The 15,197-nt window shown below is 61.2% G+C and carries 16 protein-coding genes; 6 read left to right on the forward strand and 10 right to left on the reverse strand.

All coding sequences use genetic code 11. The annotated features are described in order from the left end of the window. Positions 1–19: 19 nt before the first annotated feature. A complete protein-coding gene (locus ESO89_RS13670) occupies positions 20–739 on the reverse strand; it encodes a hypothetical protein (RefSeq protein ID WP_128906027.1) in 720 nt (239 codons plus the stop codon). Between the two features lie 304 nt (positions 740–1,043). Here ESO89_RS13670 and ESO89_RS13675 point away from each other — a divergent pair, with 304 nt between their 5' ends. Next, complete coding sequence (locus ESO89_RS13675; protein WP_128906028.1) at positions 1,044–1,511, forward strand: metal-dependent transcriptional regulator; 468 nt, start codon at positions 1,044–1,046, stop codon at positions 1,509–1,511. 26 nt (positions 1,512–1,537) lie between these two features. Here the strand turns inward: ESO89_RS13675 and ESO89_RS13680 are convergent, their stop codons facing one another. From ESO89_RS13680 to ESO89_RS13690, 3 genes are all read right to left on the reverse strand, one after another. Then, positions 1,538–1,888: a DsrE family protein gene (locus tag ESO89_RS13680; RefSeq protein ID WP_128906029.1), complete on the reverse strand. Its 351-nt coding sequence runs from the start codon at positions 1,886–1,888 to the stop codon at positions 1,538–1,540. Positions 1,889–2,041: 153 nt separating this feature from the next. Then, positions 2,042–2,359, reverse strand: a complete 318-nt coding sequence (locus ESO89_RS13685; RefSeq protein WP_128906030.1) for a CGCGG family putative rSAM-modified RiPP protein — start codon at positions 2,357–2,359, stop codon at positions 2,042–2,044. Positions 2,360–2,563: 204 nt separating this feature from the next. Beyond that, a complete protein-coding gene (locus tag ESO89_RS13690; RefSeq protein WP_128906031.1) occupies positions 2,564–3,454 on the reverse strand; it encodes a succinate dehydrogenase/fumarate reductase iron-sulfur subunit in 891 nt (296 codons plus the stop codon). A gap of 340 nt (positions 3,455–3,794) precedes the next feature. Between ESO89_RS13690 and ESO89_RS13695 the strand changes: the two genes are divergently transcribed. The 4 genes from ESO89_RS13695 to glpD all read left to right on the forward strand — a co-directional run bounded on the left by ESO89_RS13695 (position 3,795) and on the right by glpD (position 10,474). Then, positions 3,795–5,705 (forward strand): 2-oxoacid:acceptor oxidoreductase subunit alpha, encoded by a 1,911-nt coding sequence (locus tag ESO89_RS13695; protein WP_128906032.1) that lies wholly within the window; start codon positions 3,795–3,797, stop codon positions 5,703–5,705. A gap of 12 nt (positions 5,706–5,717) precedes the next feature. After that, positions 5,718–6,653 (forward strand): thiamine pyrophosphate-dependent enzyme, encoded by a 936-nt coding sequence (locus ESO89_RS13700; protein WP_128906033.1) that lies wholly within the window; start codon positions 5,718–5,720, stop codon positions 6,651–6,653. Positions 6,654–6,773: 120 nt separating this feature from the next. Next, positions 6,774–8,561, forward strand: coding sequence for a ribosome biogenesis/translation initiation ATPase RLI (locus ESO89_RS13705; protein ID WP_128906034.1), 1,788 nt, complete (start codon positions 6,774–6,776; stop codon positions 8,559–8,561). A 290-nt stretch (positions 8,562–8,851) separates the two neighbouring features. Further along, positions 8,852–10,474, forward strand: coding sequence for a glycerol-3-phosphate dehydrogenase (gene glpD / locus ESO89_RS13710; RefSeq protein ID WP_128906035.1), 1,623 nt, complete (start codon positions 8,852–8,854; stop codon positions 10,472–10,474). 45 nt (positions 10,475–10,519) lie between these two features. Here the strand turns inward: glpD and ESO89_RS13715 are convergent, their stop codons facing one another. The 5 genes from ESO89_RS13715 to ESO89_RS19225 form a co-directional block, all read right to left on the reverse strand. Further along, a complete protein-coding gene (locus tag ESO89_RS13715) occupies positions 10,520–11,008 on the reverse strand; it encodes a DUF309 domain-containing protein (protein ID WP_128906036.1) in 489 nt (162 codons plus the stop codon). Beyond that, positions 11,005–11,358: a hypothetical protein gene (locus ESO89_RS19515; protein WP_449404947.1), complete on the reverse strand. Its 354-nt coding sequence runs from the start codon at positions 11,356–11,358 to the stop codon at positions 11,005–11,007. The genes ESO89_RS13715 and ESO89_RS19515 overlap by 4 nt, the downstream gene beginning before the upstream one ends. A gap of 45 nt (positions 11,359–11,403) precedes the next feature. Next, the gene (locus ESO89_RS13720) at positions 11,404–12,066 is read right to left on the reverse strand and encodes a helix-turn-helix domain-containing protein (protein WP_128906037.1); all 663 of its coding nucleotides are present in this window, start codon (positions 12,064–12,066) and stop codon (positions 11,404–11,406) included. A gap of 640 nt (positions 12,067–12,706) precedes the next feature. Next, a complete protein-coding gene (locus tag ESO89_RS13725) occupies positions 12,707–13,138 on the reverse strand; it encodes an SRPBCC family protein (RefSeq protein WP_128906038.1) in 432 nt (143 codons plus the stop codon). 148 nt (positions 13,139–13,286) lie between these two features. Continuing rightward, positions 13,287–13,421, reverse strand: coding sequence for a hypothetical protein (locus tag ESO89_RS19225; RefSeq protein ID WP_277750274.1), 135 nt, complete (start codon positions 13,419–13,421; stop codon positions 13,287–13,289). Between the two features lie 81 nt (positions 13,422–13,502). Here ESO89_RS19225 and ESO89_RS13730 point away from each other — a divergent pair, with 81 nt between their 5' ends. Continuing rightward, on the forward strand, positions 13,503–14,375 hold the full coding sequence (locus ESO89_RS13730; protein WP_241686236.1) for a DUF2249 domain-containing protein: 873 nt from the start codon (positions 13,503–13,505) through the stop codon (positions 14,373–14,375). Positions 14,376–14,468: 93 nt separating this feature from the next. Here ESO89_RS13730 and ESO89_RS13735 read toward each other — a convergent pair whose 3' ends face one another. Next, positions 14,469–15,092 (reverse strand): hypothetical protein, encoded by a 624-nt coding sequence (locus ESO89_RS13735; RefSeq protein ID WP_128906040.1) that lies wholly within the window; start codon positions 15,090–15,092, stop codon positions 14,469–14,471. Positions 15,093–15,197 lie beyond the last annotated feature (105 nt).

A 15,197-nucleotide genomic window follows, 5' to 3' on the forward strand; every position in this document is an offset into this window, starting at 1 on the left:
GGTCCGCTCGGAGCGGTCGTCACTCGCTCGGACCGCCTCTCTTTCGCGCCCGCCTGAGGTTGATCGCGACCAGTCCCGTCAACAGGGCCAGAACGGCGAACTTGACCGCGACGAGCCGACCGGCAGCCGTGCCGACAGGCACCGAGGCCGAGTACCCGAGGAGACGAACGGCCTGGTAGACCCCGGTCGCGAGGAACACGGCGATAACGACCGGCAGGTGCCGGCGGAACCGGCGCGCCCCCGCTTTGATCTCGTCGGCCGCATCCGGGTGAGCCCGTAGCGTGGGGAGGACGACGAAGTTGTGCCAGCTCGCACCGCCGATCCAGAGTGCGAACGACCCGACGTGACCGAAGCGGACCGCCTGTTCGAAGGGATGTCCGCCCGTCTCCGTCCAGACGAAGCCGACGAGCGACCCGAGGACGGTTGCGAAGAAGAGCCAGCGAACGTATGCCGACGTCTGGCTCCACTCGTCTCCGGAGTATCGACCGAGAACGACCCACAGGAACGGCGAGAGGGCCACTCCGAAGCCGACGGCGACCTCTCCGGGGTCGAGCGGTCGACCCGCCGCACCGGTCGCAACGCTCCCGACGCCACCGATCAAGAGCGCCAAAACGGCGAACGCTTCGACGTGCCGCCACCGCTCGCTGACCGCACGGGTCGTTTCGTCGTGTTCGAAATCGCTCGCGTCGAACAGGACGAGTCGCCAGTAGAGCCCGCCACAGAGCGTGCCGAGCGACACGACGAGGAGCCACCAGAACCCGCGTGTAACAAACGGGGAGCCCCAGCGAGACAGCCAGATCCCAGCAGCAGACCCGACCAACAACAATGCGAATACAATCCTAGGCTGGAGGTCTTTCAGAGACACGTCCAGCCCGAATGGAGGCGTTTTCTCGTCGTGATTCCCGCGAGTTCCCATGTTTGTCTTCCCTGTTTTCGCCCGCACGGAAAATGCTCCGTGGGAAGATATTCGAGGAATATACGGGAAAGTTCGTACGAAGAAATTCGGCGGCACGCTTTCTAGTGAGTATGATTGATGATTGTGTATGTCCTCGGACTATCGAACGGGATCGGCCCCAAACCCCTCGCCCGAGATGCCGGACGTTGAGCGGACGACGGCACGCTATCTCTTCGTCATCTCGACGCTCTCGAACGACACCGAAGAGCGCATCGCGACCGGCGAATTGAACGAGCATCTGGACGTCACTCCCGCGAGCGTGACGGAGATGGTGGCCAAACTGGACGAGCGGGGACTGGTCGACTACGAGAAGTATCAGGGGGTTCGACTCGCTGACCGTGGAGAGGAGTTCGCCTCGTGCATCGCGTGGCGACTCTGTATCGTCACTAGTTTCTTCGATTCGGTCTTGGACACGAACCTCGACGAGGAGACGGCGTTCGATATCGGGTTCACACTCCCCGAAGACGGAGTGTATCGCCTCCGAGAACGGATAGAGACGTCGTGTCTCGAGATTTGCCCCGAATCCGGACGACACGAGACTCGCTGCCTCGCGTAGCAGGATGATGACCCGCTCACGTATTTTCACACGATGTGGAGTTCGTAGCCGTCTTCGACGAGCGCGTCCACGTCGGGCTGGTGGTCCTCGCCGGTTATCTCGAATCCTTCGGCCTCGATGTCCTCGACGACTCCCTTGTGGGTCGCACAGTGGTTACAGACGCCGGCGATCAGGCCGCGTTCTCTGGCCGTCTTGTAGGCGTCAAGTGCGGGTGCCGGACGACTCTCTAGGTCCTCGAACCAGAACGTCGACCCGCCATCAAACCACACGATAACGTCGTGGCCCGCGTTGTCGAGCTGAGCCGCGTATTCGAGTGGATTTGCGATCTTTCCAGGATTCTCCGGTGACGACAGCAACAAGAACGCGTGTTTTGACATTACGTCCGGAGGTGTGGTCGGGAACGAGGTAATGGTGACTGCGAACATCTTCCGGTCCAGTTTTGTCTCTGGACGCTCATCCGTCGAAGAATCCCTGTGGTTTTTCGCGTACGGGTGGACCGATCGGTCGCCAAGCACGGAGATTGCGTAACTTCAAACGTGAATTCGGACGACGTGCCCGCCACAGCCGCACTGTTCGATATATTCCCAATCAACGTTATCGTCGAATTCGGCTGCGAGTTCGTCAAAGAGAAATTCCGAGGGGTGGCCGTGGTTCTTGTGGGTGACGAGGTTGACGTGATTGCCTTCGGCGGTATGCCTGATAGCCTCTATCCCCTGTCGGACAACCAGGTCCCGATCGTCGGCATGCTCGGGCTTTTCGAGATTCGCGGACCAGGAGTTGTCGTGAATGTTGTCAGTCACCGGTTCGGCGTCGTGATCGTGGTCGTGATCGTGAGGGGTACTCGACATCGGTGCTCGGATCTACGTGCTCAATATTTAAAAGGGCCTCCACATGTCGCCTAAATTACCAATCTCGAAGGTCGTCGTAGAGTGGATCGGCAGACGATGTTCGTATTGCTCGCGTCACCCGGCGAAGCGCGTCGTGAGCGTCCCCGGGTGGGAGGTGAGATCGGTCATCGAGTCACCTGACGGCGTCCTCGGAAAGCGTCTCCGTCAGTCCTCCCAGAACCGCATGTCGCGCTTGACCCCTTCGCGTTTCATCTCCTGAATGTACTCGGTGATGGGAATGTCCTTCGGACAGACTTCCGTACAGGAGAACTGCGTTTGACACCGCCAAACGCCGTGTTCCTGGCTCAGGATTTCAAGCCGTTGGTCTCGCGCTTCTTTGCCCTCGCGCTCATCCATGTAGAAGCGATAGCCCTTCACAATCGGTGCGGGCCCGAGGTAGTACTGGTCGCCTTGGACGATGTTACAGGAAGACATGCAAGCGCCACACCAAATACAGCGGGTCGACTTCTTGATCTTCTCGCGGTTCTCCCGCGACTGTCGTTGCTCTTCGAGATTGCCGTCAGGCAGTTCGTCGGGCTGGAAGTACGGCTCGACGGCGTGCATTTGATCGTAGAAGTCCTCCATGTCCGTCACGAGGTCCTTGATGACCTCCTGATGGGGGACCGGCTCCACTCGGACAGGGTCATCAAGGTCGCCAATCTGGGTCTGACATCCGAGCCGCTGTTGTCCGTTGATGAACAGCGCGTCCGAGCCGCAGATTGCCTGCCGACAGGAGTGACGGAAGGTTAGCGACGAGTCGTAGTGGTCCCGCGCATAGATGAGCGCGTCCAGAACCGTCATCCCGCGACTGTACGGGATGTGGAAGTCGTCAAACCGCGGCTCCGCTTTCGCCTCTACTTCGGGGTCGTATCTGAAAACCTTCAACTGGACGTGTCTGTCGCCCCCTTCCGTTTGCTGGTCACGAGAAGGTTCATGACTGGCGACCTCGCCTTCGGGGCTCGATCGTTCAGTTGACGAAACTCCGGGCTTTTTCGACGTTTCCCGTTCGGTCACGGCCTCCTCACGGGCCTCCGCCTCCGGTTCGGCGGAATTCATGCGTACTGATACGCGCCCGTGGAAAGTAAGCGTTTATCCGAATCGCTTCGGATATGCTCGTTCGACATCACCGTAGTCGCGGACCGCTCTCCCGTCATCAGAGTCACGCCGATGCCGAACCCCGGCGAGCGACGCGTGGAACGCACGCGTTCTTGAAACCGCAGGGCCGCGCTCGGACTGAACTCCCGTGGCGGGACTCCCGCGTCTTCGGACGCGAGCGGAAATTAATCGCTTCCGAGGTTCCCCGATCGAGGAGCCCGAGCGTTGTTTCGGAGATATTCGCGGTGCGAAATATGAGTGTCTAACGTGTGTGGTTCAGTACGGAGGCGTCCCGATTCCCATGACAAACGCTGAACTCATCTGGCGGATCGCAGGCGGGTCGGGCGACGGGATCGACTCGACGAGTCAGAACTTCGCGAAGGTGTTGATGCGGTCCGGGTTGGACGTGTTCACCCACCGCCACTACCCCTCGCGGATCCGAGGCGGACACACGTACGTTGAGATCCGGGCGCAGGCGGACGGCGCACGCTCCCGGGGCGACGGATACAATTTCCTTCTGGCACTGGGTGACTCGTTCGCGCGCAGCCCCGAACAGGAGGCCTACTACGGCAACGAGGAATTGAAGCCGCTCACGGAGAACCTTGACGACCTTCGCGACGGTGGCATCGTCGTCTACGACGAGGGACTGATCGACATCGACGACGCCAACGCCGAGTTAGAGCGGCCGCTCGAGGACCTTGCGGCGGAACACGACTGGCACGTCTACCCGCTGGACCTGCGAAGCCTCGCAAACGAGCACGGCCGCGAGGTGATGCGGAACACGGCGGGCATCGGTGCGACCGCGGCGCTGCTGGACTTGGATCTCGAACCGTTCGAAGGGCTGATGAGCGACGCGATGAGCGGGGATACTCTCGAAGCGAACCTGACGATACTCGAAGCCGCCCATGAGCGGGTCAACGAGATCCACGATGTCGACCACGACATCGACGTGCCCGCCGGCGACCACGACGAAGACCAGATACTCGTCACGGGGTCACACGGCGTTGCCTACGGTGCGTTGGACGCCGGCTGTCGGTTCATCTCCGGATACCCGATGACGCCGTGGACGGCCGTGTGGACGATCATGTCCCAGCATCTGCCGGACTTCGACGGCGTCGCCGAACAGGTCGAAGACGAGATCGCTGCGGCGGGACTGGCGATCGGCGCCTCCCACGCCGGTGTCAAGGCGATGTCGGGATCGTCGGGGGGCGGATTCGCACTCATGTCCGAACTGTTGGGAATGGCCGAGATGACCGAGACGCCGGTCGTTCTGGTCGAAGCGATGCGGGCCGGTCCGTCGACGGGCCTACCCACGAAGCCGGAACAGGGCGATCTCGATCACGTCCTCTACTCCAGCCAGGGCGACTCGAATCGGATCGTGTTCGCGCCTGCCAACCCGGCGGAATGCTATCGACAGACTAGACGCGCATTCAAACTCGCCTACGAGTACCAGCTCCCCGCGATCGTCGTTATTGACCAAAAGCTGTCGGGTGAGTACCGAACCATACCAGATCGGGTGTTTACGGAGCGTGAACCCAATCCGGACCTCGGGACGGTCCTCACCGAGGCGGAAATCGCTGACGCCGCCCACGACGAATCGGGCAAGTATCTTCGGTTCCAGCACGACGCCGACGACGGCGTCGTCCCGCGAACCCTGCCCGGGCAGGAGGGCGGGCACTTCCTGGCTAGCGGCAACGAACACAACGAGGCGGGACACATCGAGGAAGACCCGGCGAACCGGCGTATGCAGGTGGACCGCCGGATGGCTAAGCTGACGGCGGTACGCGAGGAGCTAAACGAGAGTGGCACTCATCAGACGCGTCACGGACCGGACGATGCAGACCTCGGTGTGCTCGTTTGGGGGAGCCAGCAGGACACCGTCTTCGAGGCCGTCGACCGGCTCAACGACGGCGGGACGACGATCCGGGCGCTCGGCGTGAGCGAGCTGATGCCCTTCCCCGAGCGGGACGTCGAGTCATTCTTGGCGGCCGTCGACGAGGCGGTCGTCGTCGAAATGAACGCCTCGGGCCAGTTCCGCGGACTGATCCAGCGCGAACTCGGCGCGTACGGTGACGAACTGACGAGCCTGCTGAAGTACGACGGTAACCCGTTCGAACCCGCCGAAGTGGTCAACGGAGTACGGGCCGTTGTGACGGCTGACTCGACCGAGGCGCCGGAGACGACGCGCCTCGAACCGGGCGCGGCAGACTGACAGGTGGTCACAATGAGTACATTCAACGCTATCGGATCGGATCGCGACGCCACCACAGACGACTTCACGCCGGGTATCGAACCACGGGCGACGTGGTGTCCGGGATGCGGGCACTTCTCCGTGCTGAAGACGCTGAAGCAGGCGATGGTCGAACGGGGTAAGAACCCCGATGAGGTGATGGTGGTATCCGGCATCGGCTGTTCGGGCAAACTCACCAGCTACTTCGAGAGCTACGGATTCCACTCGATCCACGGGCGGTCGCTCCCCGTCGCCCGGGCGGCGAAACTCGCTAATCCCGAGTTGGAAGTCGTGGCGGCCGGCGGCGACGGCGACGGCTACGGCATCGGCGGCAACCACTTCACGCACACCGCACGCGAGAACCACGACCTCGTCTATATTGTGATGAACAACGAGATCTTCGGGCTGACCAAGGGCCAAACCAGCCCTACCAGCCCCAAGGGACACAAGTCCAAGAGCCAGCCCTACGGATCGGCAAAAAGTCCGATCCGGCCGCTCGAGTGGGGTCTCAACGCTGGGGCATCGTACATCGCCCGCACCGCCGCGGTTAACCCGCGACAGGCCACGGAGATTCTCGTCGAAGCGATGGAACACGACGGGTTCGCCCACGTCGACTATCTCACGCAGTGTCCGACTTGGAATAAGGACGCTAAGCAATACGTCCCGTACATTGATGTCCAAGACTCCGAGGACTACGAGTTCGACGTTCGCAACCGCGACGAGGCCGCACGTATGATGCGCGAGACGGACAAGCGCCTCCACCAGGGCGAGATCCTTACGGGACGGTACTACGTCGAGGAGGGACGCCCCTCGTACGGGGATGAGAAGCGCCGGACGGGACAGATGCCCGAGGAACCGATCGTCGAGCGGTACTTCGACGACGATGCCGACTGGAAGGCCTCGGCCGACCTGCTCGACCGTCACCGCTGACGGCGCTTATCCGTTTCCGGTCCGTACAACGAGACGTCGTCGATTCGATATCGTGTCTGCGCGAGGGAGGCGGAACCGAACGGACGAACGCGCGGTCGACGGTCGGAGCTCACAACGCTAATGTCTTCACCCACCGATACGCGAGACGAGGAGTACGTCGCGGTTATCGACCAGGACGAGGTCACCGACGAAGTGCGCGACATCGCGGTCAAGTACGACCCGCTCAACCGGTCCGGCGGCGAGGGCTTTCGCGTCACCGAGGACGGCGAACTCCACATCGACGACTCGAAGGTGATGGCCGAACACGGGCTCATCGAGAAGAAGATCCCCAACGACGCCGTCCGGATCGTCCCGTTGCCCTCGGAGTCGGGCCAACTCGTCCACCAGTACGGCGAGAACGGCTTCAGGCTACACGAGTTGCCCATTCCCGAGGAGGGGTCGATCGTCGGCCTCCTGGGTCGCAACGGCGTCGGGAAGACCACTGCACTCCGGATCCTGGCGGGCGATCTAGTCCCGAACTTCGGCGACCCCGACGAGACTGACTGGGAGCACGCGGTCGCATCGTTCCGCGGAACGACGCTCCAGACGCATCTCCAACGCCTCGCCGACGGCGACGTCGAGACTGCTTATAAGGACCAGCGTATCGACACACAGCCGGGGACTGACGGGAAGACCGTGCGTGACCTGCTACCGGAGAGTTCGGACGTACGGGATCGGTTGGTCGACGACCTCGACGTGCGCCCACTCCTGGACCGGTCGACGGCCGACCTCTCGGGCGGAGAACGCCAGCGGGTCGCGATCGCCGCGACGCTTGCCGTCGATGCAGACCTGTACCTGTTCGACGAACCGTCGTCGTTTCTGGACGTCAGTCAGCGACTGTCGGTCGCACGGGTGATCCGTGAGCGCGTCCGGGAGGCGGAAGCGGCCGGCCTCGTCGTCGAACACGACTTGGCGTCGCTGGACTTGCTGGCGGACGCGATTCACGTCCTGTACGGTGAGCCGGGCGGGTTCGGTGTCGTCTCCGGACGCCTGTCGACGCGTACCGGGATCAATCAATTTCTCGACGGCTATCTGTCGGGGGAAAACGTCCGGATCCGGGAGGAAGCCATCACGTTCCCATCGCCGTCCGATCGGGGTGGGCGGAACGCCGATCCGGTCGTGGAGTACCCGACGCTCGAAGCCGAGTTTCCGGCGTTTTCCCTGACGGTTGACTCGGGTCGAGTTCACGCCGGTGAATCCGTCGGCATCGTCGGTGAGAACGCGCTCGGAAAGACGACGTTCGTCAAACTCCTCGCGGGAAGCATAACGCCCAACTCGGGTACGGTTCCGGACGGCGTGACCGTCTCGTATAAGCCGCAGTACATCAGCCCCGGCGGGCAAGGGACGGTCCGCGACCGGCTGGCCGCGGTCACGGACCTTCGGTCGCAACGGTTCCAGACGCGGATACGCGACCCGTTCCATCTTGAAGAGCTGTACGACCGATCGTTGGACGCACTGTCCGGCGGCGAACTCCAACGCGTCGGCGTCGCGCTCTGCCTCGCTCGGGACGCGGACCTGTACCTCCTCGACGAACCGTCGGCGTTCCTCGACGTCGGCCAGCGCGTCGCACTGGCCGACCGGATCCGCCGGTTCGCCGGTCGGACCGAACGTCCTGTCCTCGTCGTCGATCACGACCTGTTCGTCATCGATCGGATCGCCGACCGCTTGGTCGTCTTCGAAGGGACGCCCGGGGAGCGAGGACACGCGACCCCGCCCCAGTCGATACGAGACGGGATGAATGCGTTCCTGTCATCGCTGGGAATCACGTTCCGGCGCGACGAGGGGACCGGCCGACCGCGGGTTAACGACCCCGGCAGTCGACTCGATAGGGAACAGAAGGCCGACGGAGAGTACTATTACCCGGGATGAACCGGAGATACGGATAGAGTTGGCCCGATACCGGTCGTGAGAACTTGCATCCGTGAGTACCGGGTCAACCGCACGCCCGAATACGGGAATTTCGACCGAATCAAACGGTTCGTACCGGTCGAGGCCGGTATCGAATTGCCAGCGGCACGCGAGGGGCCACGGGGCGACCTTCGATCGCGTGTCGAAACCGACCGCTTCTCAGGCCCCTTTTGTCCGCGTGCGAGTACAAGAGGTGGCGGGCGGATATATTCCCGAGAACACCTACGGTCGTCGCCTACTGACAATAAACCATGGCGGACCGAGTTTCGCCGACCGACCGCGCGGAAACGCTCGACCGGATCCGGGGGACCGAATACGACGTCGCCGTCGTCGGAGGCGGGATCGCCGGGGCGGGCGTCGCACGGGACGCCGCCATGCGAGGCCTAAACGTCGTGTTGGTCGAGGCGAACGACTTCGGGTCCGGGACGACCGCGTACTCGACGCGGCTCGTCCACGGCGGGTTGCGATACCTCGAACAGTACGACTTCGGGCTCGTCTTCGAGAGCCTACAAGAGCGAGAAACCCTCGCCGAGATCGCTCCGCACCTCGTCGACCCGCTGCGGTTTCTCATCCCCCAGTACGACGAGTCCCGGTTGTACCGTCTCAAACTCCGTCTCGGGATGACCCTCTACGACGCCCTCTCGTACGGTAAGACGGTGCCCAACCACGAGCGGCTGTCGCCGTCACGCCTCCGCGAGGCGGAATCCACCCTGCCCGAAGAGGGGCTTCAAGGCGGGTTCGCCTACTACGACCGTCAGGCCGAGTTCGTCGAACGCCTGTGCCTGGAGACGGTCATGGACGCCGACGCGAACGGAGCCGACGTCGTGAACCACACGGCGGCCACGTCGATCCGGACGAACGGCGACTCCGTCTCCGGTCTCACGATCGAGGACGACCTTACAGGAGAGATGATCGAAATCGAGAGCACCGCCGTCGTCAATGCGGCCGGGCCGTGGGCCGAGGAGGTGGTCGCCGGTCTCCCCGACGCCACCCTCGTTCGCCCGGCGAAGGGGATCCACCTCGTCGTTCCGCGGCTGACCGAGAACGCCGTCACGCTGCCGACGACCGACGGACGAGTGGTCTTCGTCGTTCCCTGGAACGGGAAGTCGCTCGTCGGGACGACCGACACCGACTACGACGGTGACCCCCGCGAGGCTCGCGCGACCGCGTCGGACGTCGCCTACCTCCTCGAGGAGGTCGGTCGGTTCTTCCCAGACCTCGACGAGAGCGACGTCCTCTACGCCTACGCCGGCGTCCGTCCGCTGTACGACGCCGGAGGCGCTTCCGATTCGGCCGCGGTCTCCCGGGACCACGAGGTCGTCGAACACGGCCGCCCCTACGCGGGACTGCTATCGCTCGTCGGAGCCAAGATCACGCCGTACCGCGCGGCCGCCGAGGATGCGACCGACGCGGTTGCCGAGTACCTGGGCGTAGAAACGCCCTGTTGGACCGACGCGACGCCGCTCCCCGGCGGGCGCGGAAAACCGACGCTCGGAGACGATCTCCCGACGGCGACGGTCGATCACCTCGCGTCGCTGTACGGTAGTCGGGCGGAGGCGGTCGAACGGCGCGTCACGGAGGACCCGTGGCTCGCCGAACCGCTCTGTTCCCACACCGACGACATCCTCGCACAGGTCACCGTCGCCGTGGAGGAGGAGTACGCACGTCGTCTGACCGACGTGATGTTCAGGCGGTGCACCGTCGGATTCGAGGGGTGTGAGGGACGGGATGCCGTGGAGACGGTTGCGGACCACATGGCGACGCTACTCGACTGGGATGAGGAGCGAACGCGGGAGGAGATCGACCGGTACGAAACGGTTATCGATCGCCGGCACGCATTCGAGGACGATCACCGGACGCGTGTCTCGACGTGAGTCGTATTTCGATCCGTTTCGACGCCGGAAGCGACGGGCTGCGGCTCAGTCGTGGATCGATTCGACGAACTCACGGTCGACCCGTCGGGCGGTCGGGAGCGCGCCGTCGAGTCGGACCCGCCCTGCGTCGAGCACCGTCGAGTCGTCCAATCCGCCGCGCAAGAGATCGCGAACCGCGGGAACGTCGACGCCGTAGAAGTCGTCCGGAACGTCCCGGAGGTACGTCAGTGACGTCTCGAACAGGCGGACCATCCCGTCGTCGTTCTCGAAATAGAAGTGCTTGTACGCACCGGCGGCCAGCTGCACCATCCCGTGACAGAACTTGCTCTCGACCGTCCCGTTCGCGTAGTTGAACCATTCGTGTTCGAAGCAATCGGCCGATTCGTGGTGCTCCCCGCCGTTGTAGAGGCGGACACCGTGGACGACGGCTCGGCGGAGGGTCGGATGTTCCCACCGCTCCGCGCCATCGAGCCATCCTGTGGGATTGCCGGTATCGGGGGGTTCCACGCCTCCGACTTGAGTGTGATTCATCACGTGGTAGTACGGACGAGACCGTCAAAGGCATCTCCCGGAAGGTATTCGACCGATCGTTTATTAGTCACTGCCGGACTTGCTAGTCTGATTCTTGGAGTCAATACAACCGAATGTCGGACTGACCAACCTGTTTTCGAGACGGCCTCATGGAGTCGTCTGGAGTCGGGTACAAGCCTGTGTCCACGATATCGTCGTGGATCCCAACTGTGTGTCTTAAGATACCGAAGACTGATATCGATCGTCTCGTTTGTCCCTATCGTCGCTTGATTTCGAAATCGGCTCTCGTCGATATTGAGATGATCGATCAAAAGAGCACAATACGATCGGTGGCGTGACCAACCGTCGATCAAAAGTGTGTGTCAACAAAACGCCGCAGGTGACGGCCTGTCTTGGCATCAATCAGAAAACATCGCGAATTCAGACGAAATGGTATCGTCGCCGTTTCTGTATTCTTTCAACACTCGTTCCTCTGCGCGATGGAGAACCTCGCTGCATGTTGATTTCGCGATATCTAGGTCCTCGGCCAGACCGACGAGAGTCGTGCGCCTTGGCGTGTCATAGTAGCCGTGTTCGATCGCCTCATCGAGCAACCACCGTTGGCGTTCGGTCAGGAGCGAATCCGATTCAGTCTCTTGTTGAATCCGTTCGACCGTGTACTGGATTCCGAACTTGTCGAGTGTTTTCCCGAGGTTCGAGAGCGTCTCCTGTGGAATCGTTGCTTCGAATGTCATTTGGCCATCCTTGACTTCGAACGGCATCTCCAGAGGGACACCAGATTCTTGTAAAGAAGTTAGTAGTAGCGGAACTGTGGTCTCAACCTGAATACGGTTCATTTCGGGTTTGGTTTCAAAAACCGTCAAATCGGTCACCGTATCGTACTCTCGGAGTTTTTCACTGATGTTTTCCGGATTTTCACCGAGTATTTCGATTCGAGCGACTCCGGTTGCAGTATTCGCAGTAGCTGCGAGTACTCGGAACCGGGTGTCAGGATGGGTTCGGGAAACCTCACTAATCCACACTGACTCTGGTATCGTGATCGTGAGTTCTGCGTAGGGCATGATTGGGGCTGTATTTACGGTCGTGTTCGGCCGAGCCGTTCCGAACTACTTCACAGTTTGTATTTTTTAGGCCCTCCTAAAAACATGCTAGCACGAACATATTCGGGGGCGATTGAAGTGATGTCGTGAGATCTTGACCGAGGTTTCTCGACATTTATAAATGAATTTCACTGATTCTCCATCCCGCCACGCCAATAGTAGCGATTGTCGTCGATCTCCTTGATCGTGACCTTCGACAGGACGTCATCCGGGAGGTCGTCTGCTTACGGAAGTTCGAGGAGAAAGCCTCGCGCTTCAGCGCGGGGATGAATCCGACAACCCCTCTACACGCTACGCTCTACGTTCTGAACGGATGTTTTAAGTAAGTAATTACCGTACTAACAGATAACCGAGGCGGCCTGTCCGCCCACCTAATTGGACAATATCGGGATTCTCCGATCCCACGCAGAAAGCATCCCTTTCTGTACTTGGATTTCGGGATGCAGGCAGTAAAAGTATCTCTGAATCCCATGCCGGGATAGGAGTAACGGCTGGTTGGCACAGCCAGTAGCCGTCTTTCGAGGCCGCTACAAACCATAAACATCCCAACTCAGCGGTGCGGTGCCGTGGGAATCTTCCCCCCTTCAGGGCGGAGAGGATGTCAATCCTCCACTTCGTCTAGGCCTGTCTCCTCTTCAAGCCAGTCGAACTGGGCCGTGAGTTCCTTTCGACGTTGGCGTTTGATGACCGTTGAATCAAGTACGTCCCCGACGATCGCAACGTCAAGCGCGAACTCTGTCGTTGCCACCAGTTCACTCCCGTTGGCAACTGGTGTGACGGTGTACGCCGTCCGCATCTCCTTGAAGATGCCCTCACGCTGCTCGTAGGCGAGGTCGGCGTCAGGACGGTCAACGAATTCGAGTGTGAGTTCGATAGTCGCAATCCCCACCTCGTTCGCGACACGAACCGTTTCGCCGTCTACGTGAACCTCGTCGAAGCCCGACGCTCGCATGAACTGCTCGAGTTCGTTCATCGATTCGCGGACAACAGTCGGAGGTACATCGATCGTTCGCGAAAGCGTCACCGAATTCATGGGTCGGGATTTCCTTCGGAAAGCAGCAGAGATTTTTGTACTGGATTGGTAAGCATTCGGTAATTCTTCTCTCGACTCCGTCTCGTTTTACAGATATCCCGAACAAGTTCGGCTGAGAGACCATCCTTCTTCGCGACCGTACTCTATCCTAAAGATGGTCACTGAAATTGACCTGCGGGATTCCGTGCCTCACGAGTTTCAACGCCGGATCTACGACGCGCTGGACGAGACCGAGACAGATGCCGAAGTTCTCGTTATCGCTGATCGAGATATCGACGCTCATCTGATCCAGTATCAGATCGAACGGGACTACGCCCTTGACTGGGACCACGAGGATCCTGACGCGGAGCCCCGCGAGGTTCGGGTGTCCAAACAGAAACCACTCGGTGACGATGAGTTAGGGACGTTCGACGTGCGTGACCTGATACCGCAACGGCGACACGAGGTGTTGCTCGATACGTTTAATCGCCTCGGCCCCGGCGAGGGGTTCGTACTGGTCAACGACCACGATCCGAAGCCGCTCTACTACGAACTTCGATCGATGCACGGCGATGTCATCGATTGGGAGTATACAAGTCGTGAGTCGGGTGAGTGGCGCGTCAAAATCGTGAAGACCGACGCTTCGATAGCCGACAACGAGGGCGTAATCACGCGATACGATGTCCGGGAGATCCCGAAGCCGGATCGCCACGAGACGATCCACCACCGGTACGGAATGATACCCGACGGGGAGACGATGGAGCTCATCGCTCCACACGAGCCGCGACCGCTCCGTCGCGAGTTTCGGGAGCAATATGATGACACGTTCGACTGGGAGGTAGTCGAAAAAGAGCCCGGTCGCTGTCGGGTACGGATCACAAAGTCTGAACGAAGTGAATCTACAGCTGACGGTGAGGATCTCACATCTGCGATGTCTGACAATGACGAGGTGTCCACGGAAGCGTCCGTCGAGATCCCAGAGAGTACGGCTGAGCTCGACGTCCGCGACCTTCCACCCGCGCAACGACACGAGAAGATCTTTGAGGCGTACGCAGATCTCGACGACGGAGAAGGATTTACCCTCGTGAACGACCACGACCCGAAGCCGCTGTACCACCAGTTCGACGCCGAGGCTGGCCCGGAGTTCTACTGGGAGTATCGCAAGCGTGACCCCGGCGAGTTCAGGGTGCTGATCGGGAAGGCCGAAACGTATGACGACGACCCGACTGTCGCGGAGGATCCAAACGCACCGTTCTGACGAGGCGGTTTCGAAAACGGACTGATCCGGAGCGAGACCCGAATCGCGGTACCGATCACGCAGTGGCCGTTGCCCCGGGGGGACCAGATCCTTTCAGAACGGAGCGTCCGGCGATCCGCGGCTCGGTCCCTCGTTTTTCATCGAACGTTCCATCGGGTTCGACCCGATTTCGCTGTCGCCCTCCGGATCGGCGGTCACGTCTCCCGTCTCGAGATACGTCTGCTCGAGGTCGGCGAGCTGCTCGTTGATCGCCTCGCTTTGGTGGTGCATGGGTGCCGCGCGGACGCGGATGAGGTCGTACTCATGTCGTTCAGAGAGCCCATTCCACGCGCGGAACGACCCGATCGTCAGCGTGTGGGTCTGTGGACAGAATGGAGTCGTCGGCGTGAACTCGGCACGGAGTACGCGGTCGATGTCGTCCGCCTCGACGGCGTCATCAGCGTCGTCGCGTTCGACGGCGTAGCGGTAGCCGGCGCCCGTGTGCCGCGTGTCGAGATTCAGCCGGGCGAGATTGTAGTTGAACGTCATATCGTACACCTTTCGCTCCTCGAAGCAGTCGCGCGTGAGACGGTGAAACGCGACGTGGTCCGCCCCGGTGAGCAGATCATGAGGTTCGAGGAACTCGCCCGGTCTCGGGACGTGGTCCGAAACGAACTCGTCGTACCCGTCGAACAGGTCGTCGTCGTCGGACCCGAACGGAGACGGAAAGCTGGGCATACCCAGTTGTTCGAGATCGTGAGGGGTACTCCTACTCCCGTACATGTTCGGATGACGGTCTCCTCGCTCGAAAACGGTCGGGCCCTCGTCTTCGACCGGTCGGGT

This window comes from Halorubrum amylolyticum (assembly GCF_004114995.1).
Classification (GTDB): Archaea; Halobacteriota; Halobacteria; order Halobacteriales; family Haloferacaceae; genus Halorubrum; species Halorubrum amylolyticum.

Bases quoted from the DNA above. Each gene is read 5' to 3' on its own strand.
- ESO89_RS13675 (WP_128906028.1), top strand. From the start codon at position 1,044: ATGTCCTCGGACTATCGAACGGGATCGGCCCCAAACCCCTCGCCCGAG.
- ESO89_RS13680 (WP_128906029.1), bottom strand. From the start codon at position 1,888: ATGTCAAAACACGCGTTCTTGTTGCTGTCGTCACCGGAGAATCCTGGA.
- ESO89_RS13685 (WP_128906030.1), bottom strand. From the start codon at position 2,359: ATGTCGAGTACCCCTCACGATCACGACCACGATCACGACGCCGAACCG.
- ESO89_RS13690 (WP_128906031.1), bottom strand. From the start codon at position 3,454: ATGAATTCCGCCGAACCGGAGGCGGAGGCCCGTGAGGAGGCCGTGACC.
- ESO89_RS13695 (WP_128906032.1), top strand. From the start codon at position 3,795: ATGACAAACGCTGAACTCATCTGGCGGATCGCAGGCGGGTCGGGCGAC.
- ESO89_RS13700 (WP_128906033.1), top strand. From the start codon at position 5,718: ATGAGTACATTCAACGCTATCGGATCGGATCGCGACGCCACCACAGAC.
- ESO89_RS13705 (WP_128906034.1), top strand. From the start codon at position 6,774: ATGTCTTCACCCACCGATACGCGAGACGAGGAGTACGTCGCGGTTATC.
- glpD (WP_128906035.1), top strand. From the start codon at position 8,852: ATGGCGGACCGAGTTTCGCCGACCGACCGCGCGGAAACGCTCGACCGG.
- ESO89_RS13720 (WP_128906037.1), bottom strand. From the start codon at position 12,066: ATGCCCTACGCAGAACTCACGATCACGATACCAGAGTCAGTGTGGATT.
- ESO89_RS13725 (WP_128906038.1), bottom strand. From the start codon at position 13,138: ATGAATTCGGTGACGCTTTCGCGAACGATCGATGTACCTCCGACTGTT.
- ESO89_RS19225 (WP_277750274.1), bottom strand. From the start codon at position 13,421: ATGAGCGTCGATATCTCGATCAGCGATAACGAGAACTTCGGCATCTGT.
- ESO89_RS13735 (WP_128906040.1), bottom strand. From the start codon at position 15,092: ATGCCCAGCTTTCCGTCTCCGTTCGGGTCCGACGACGACGACCTGTTC.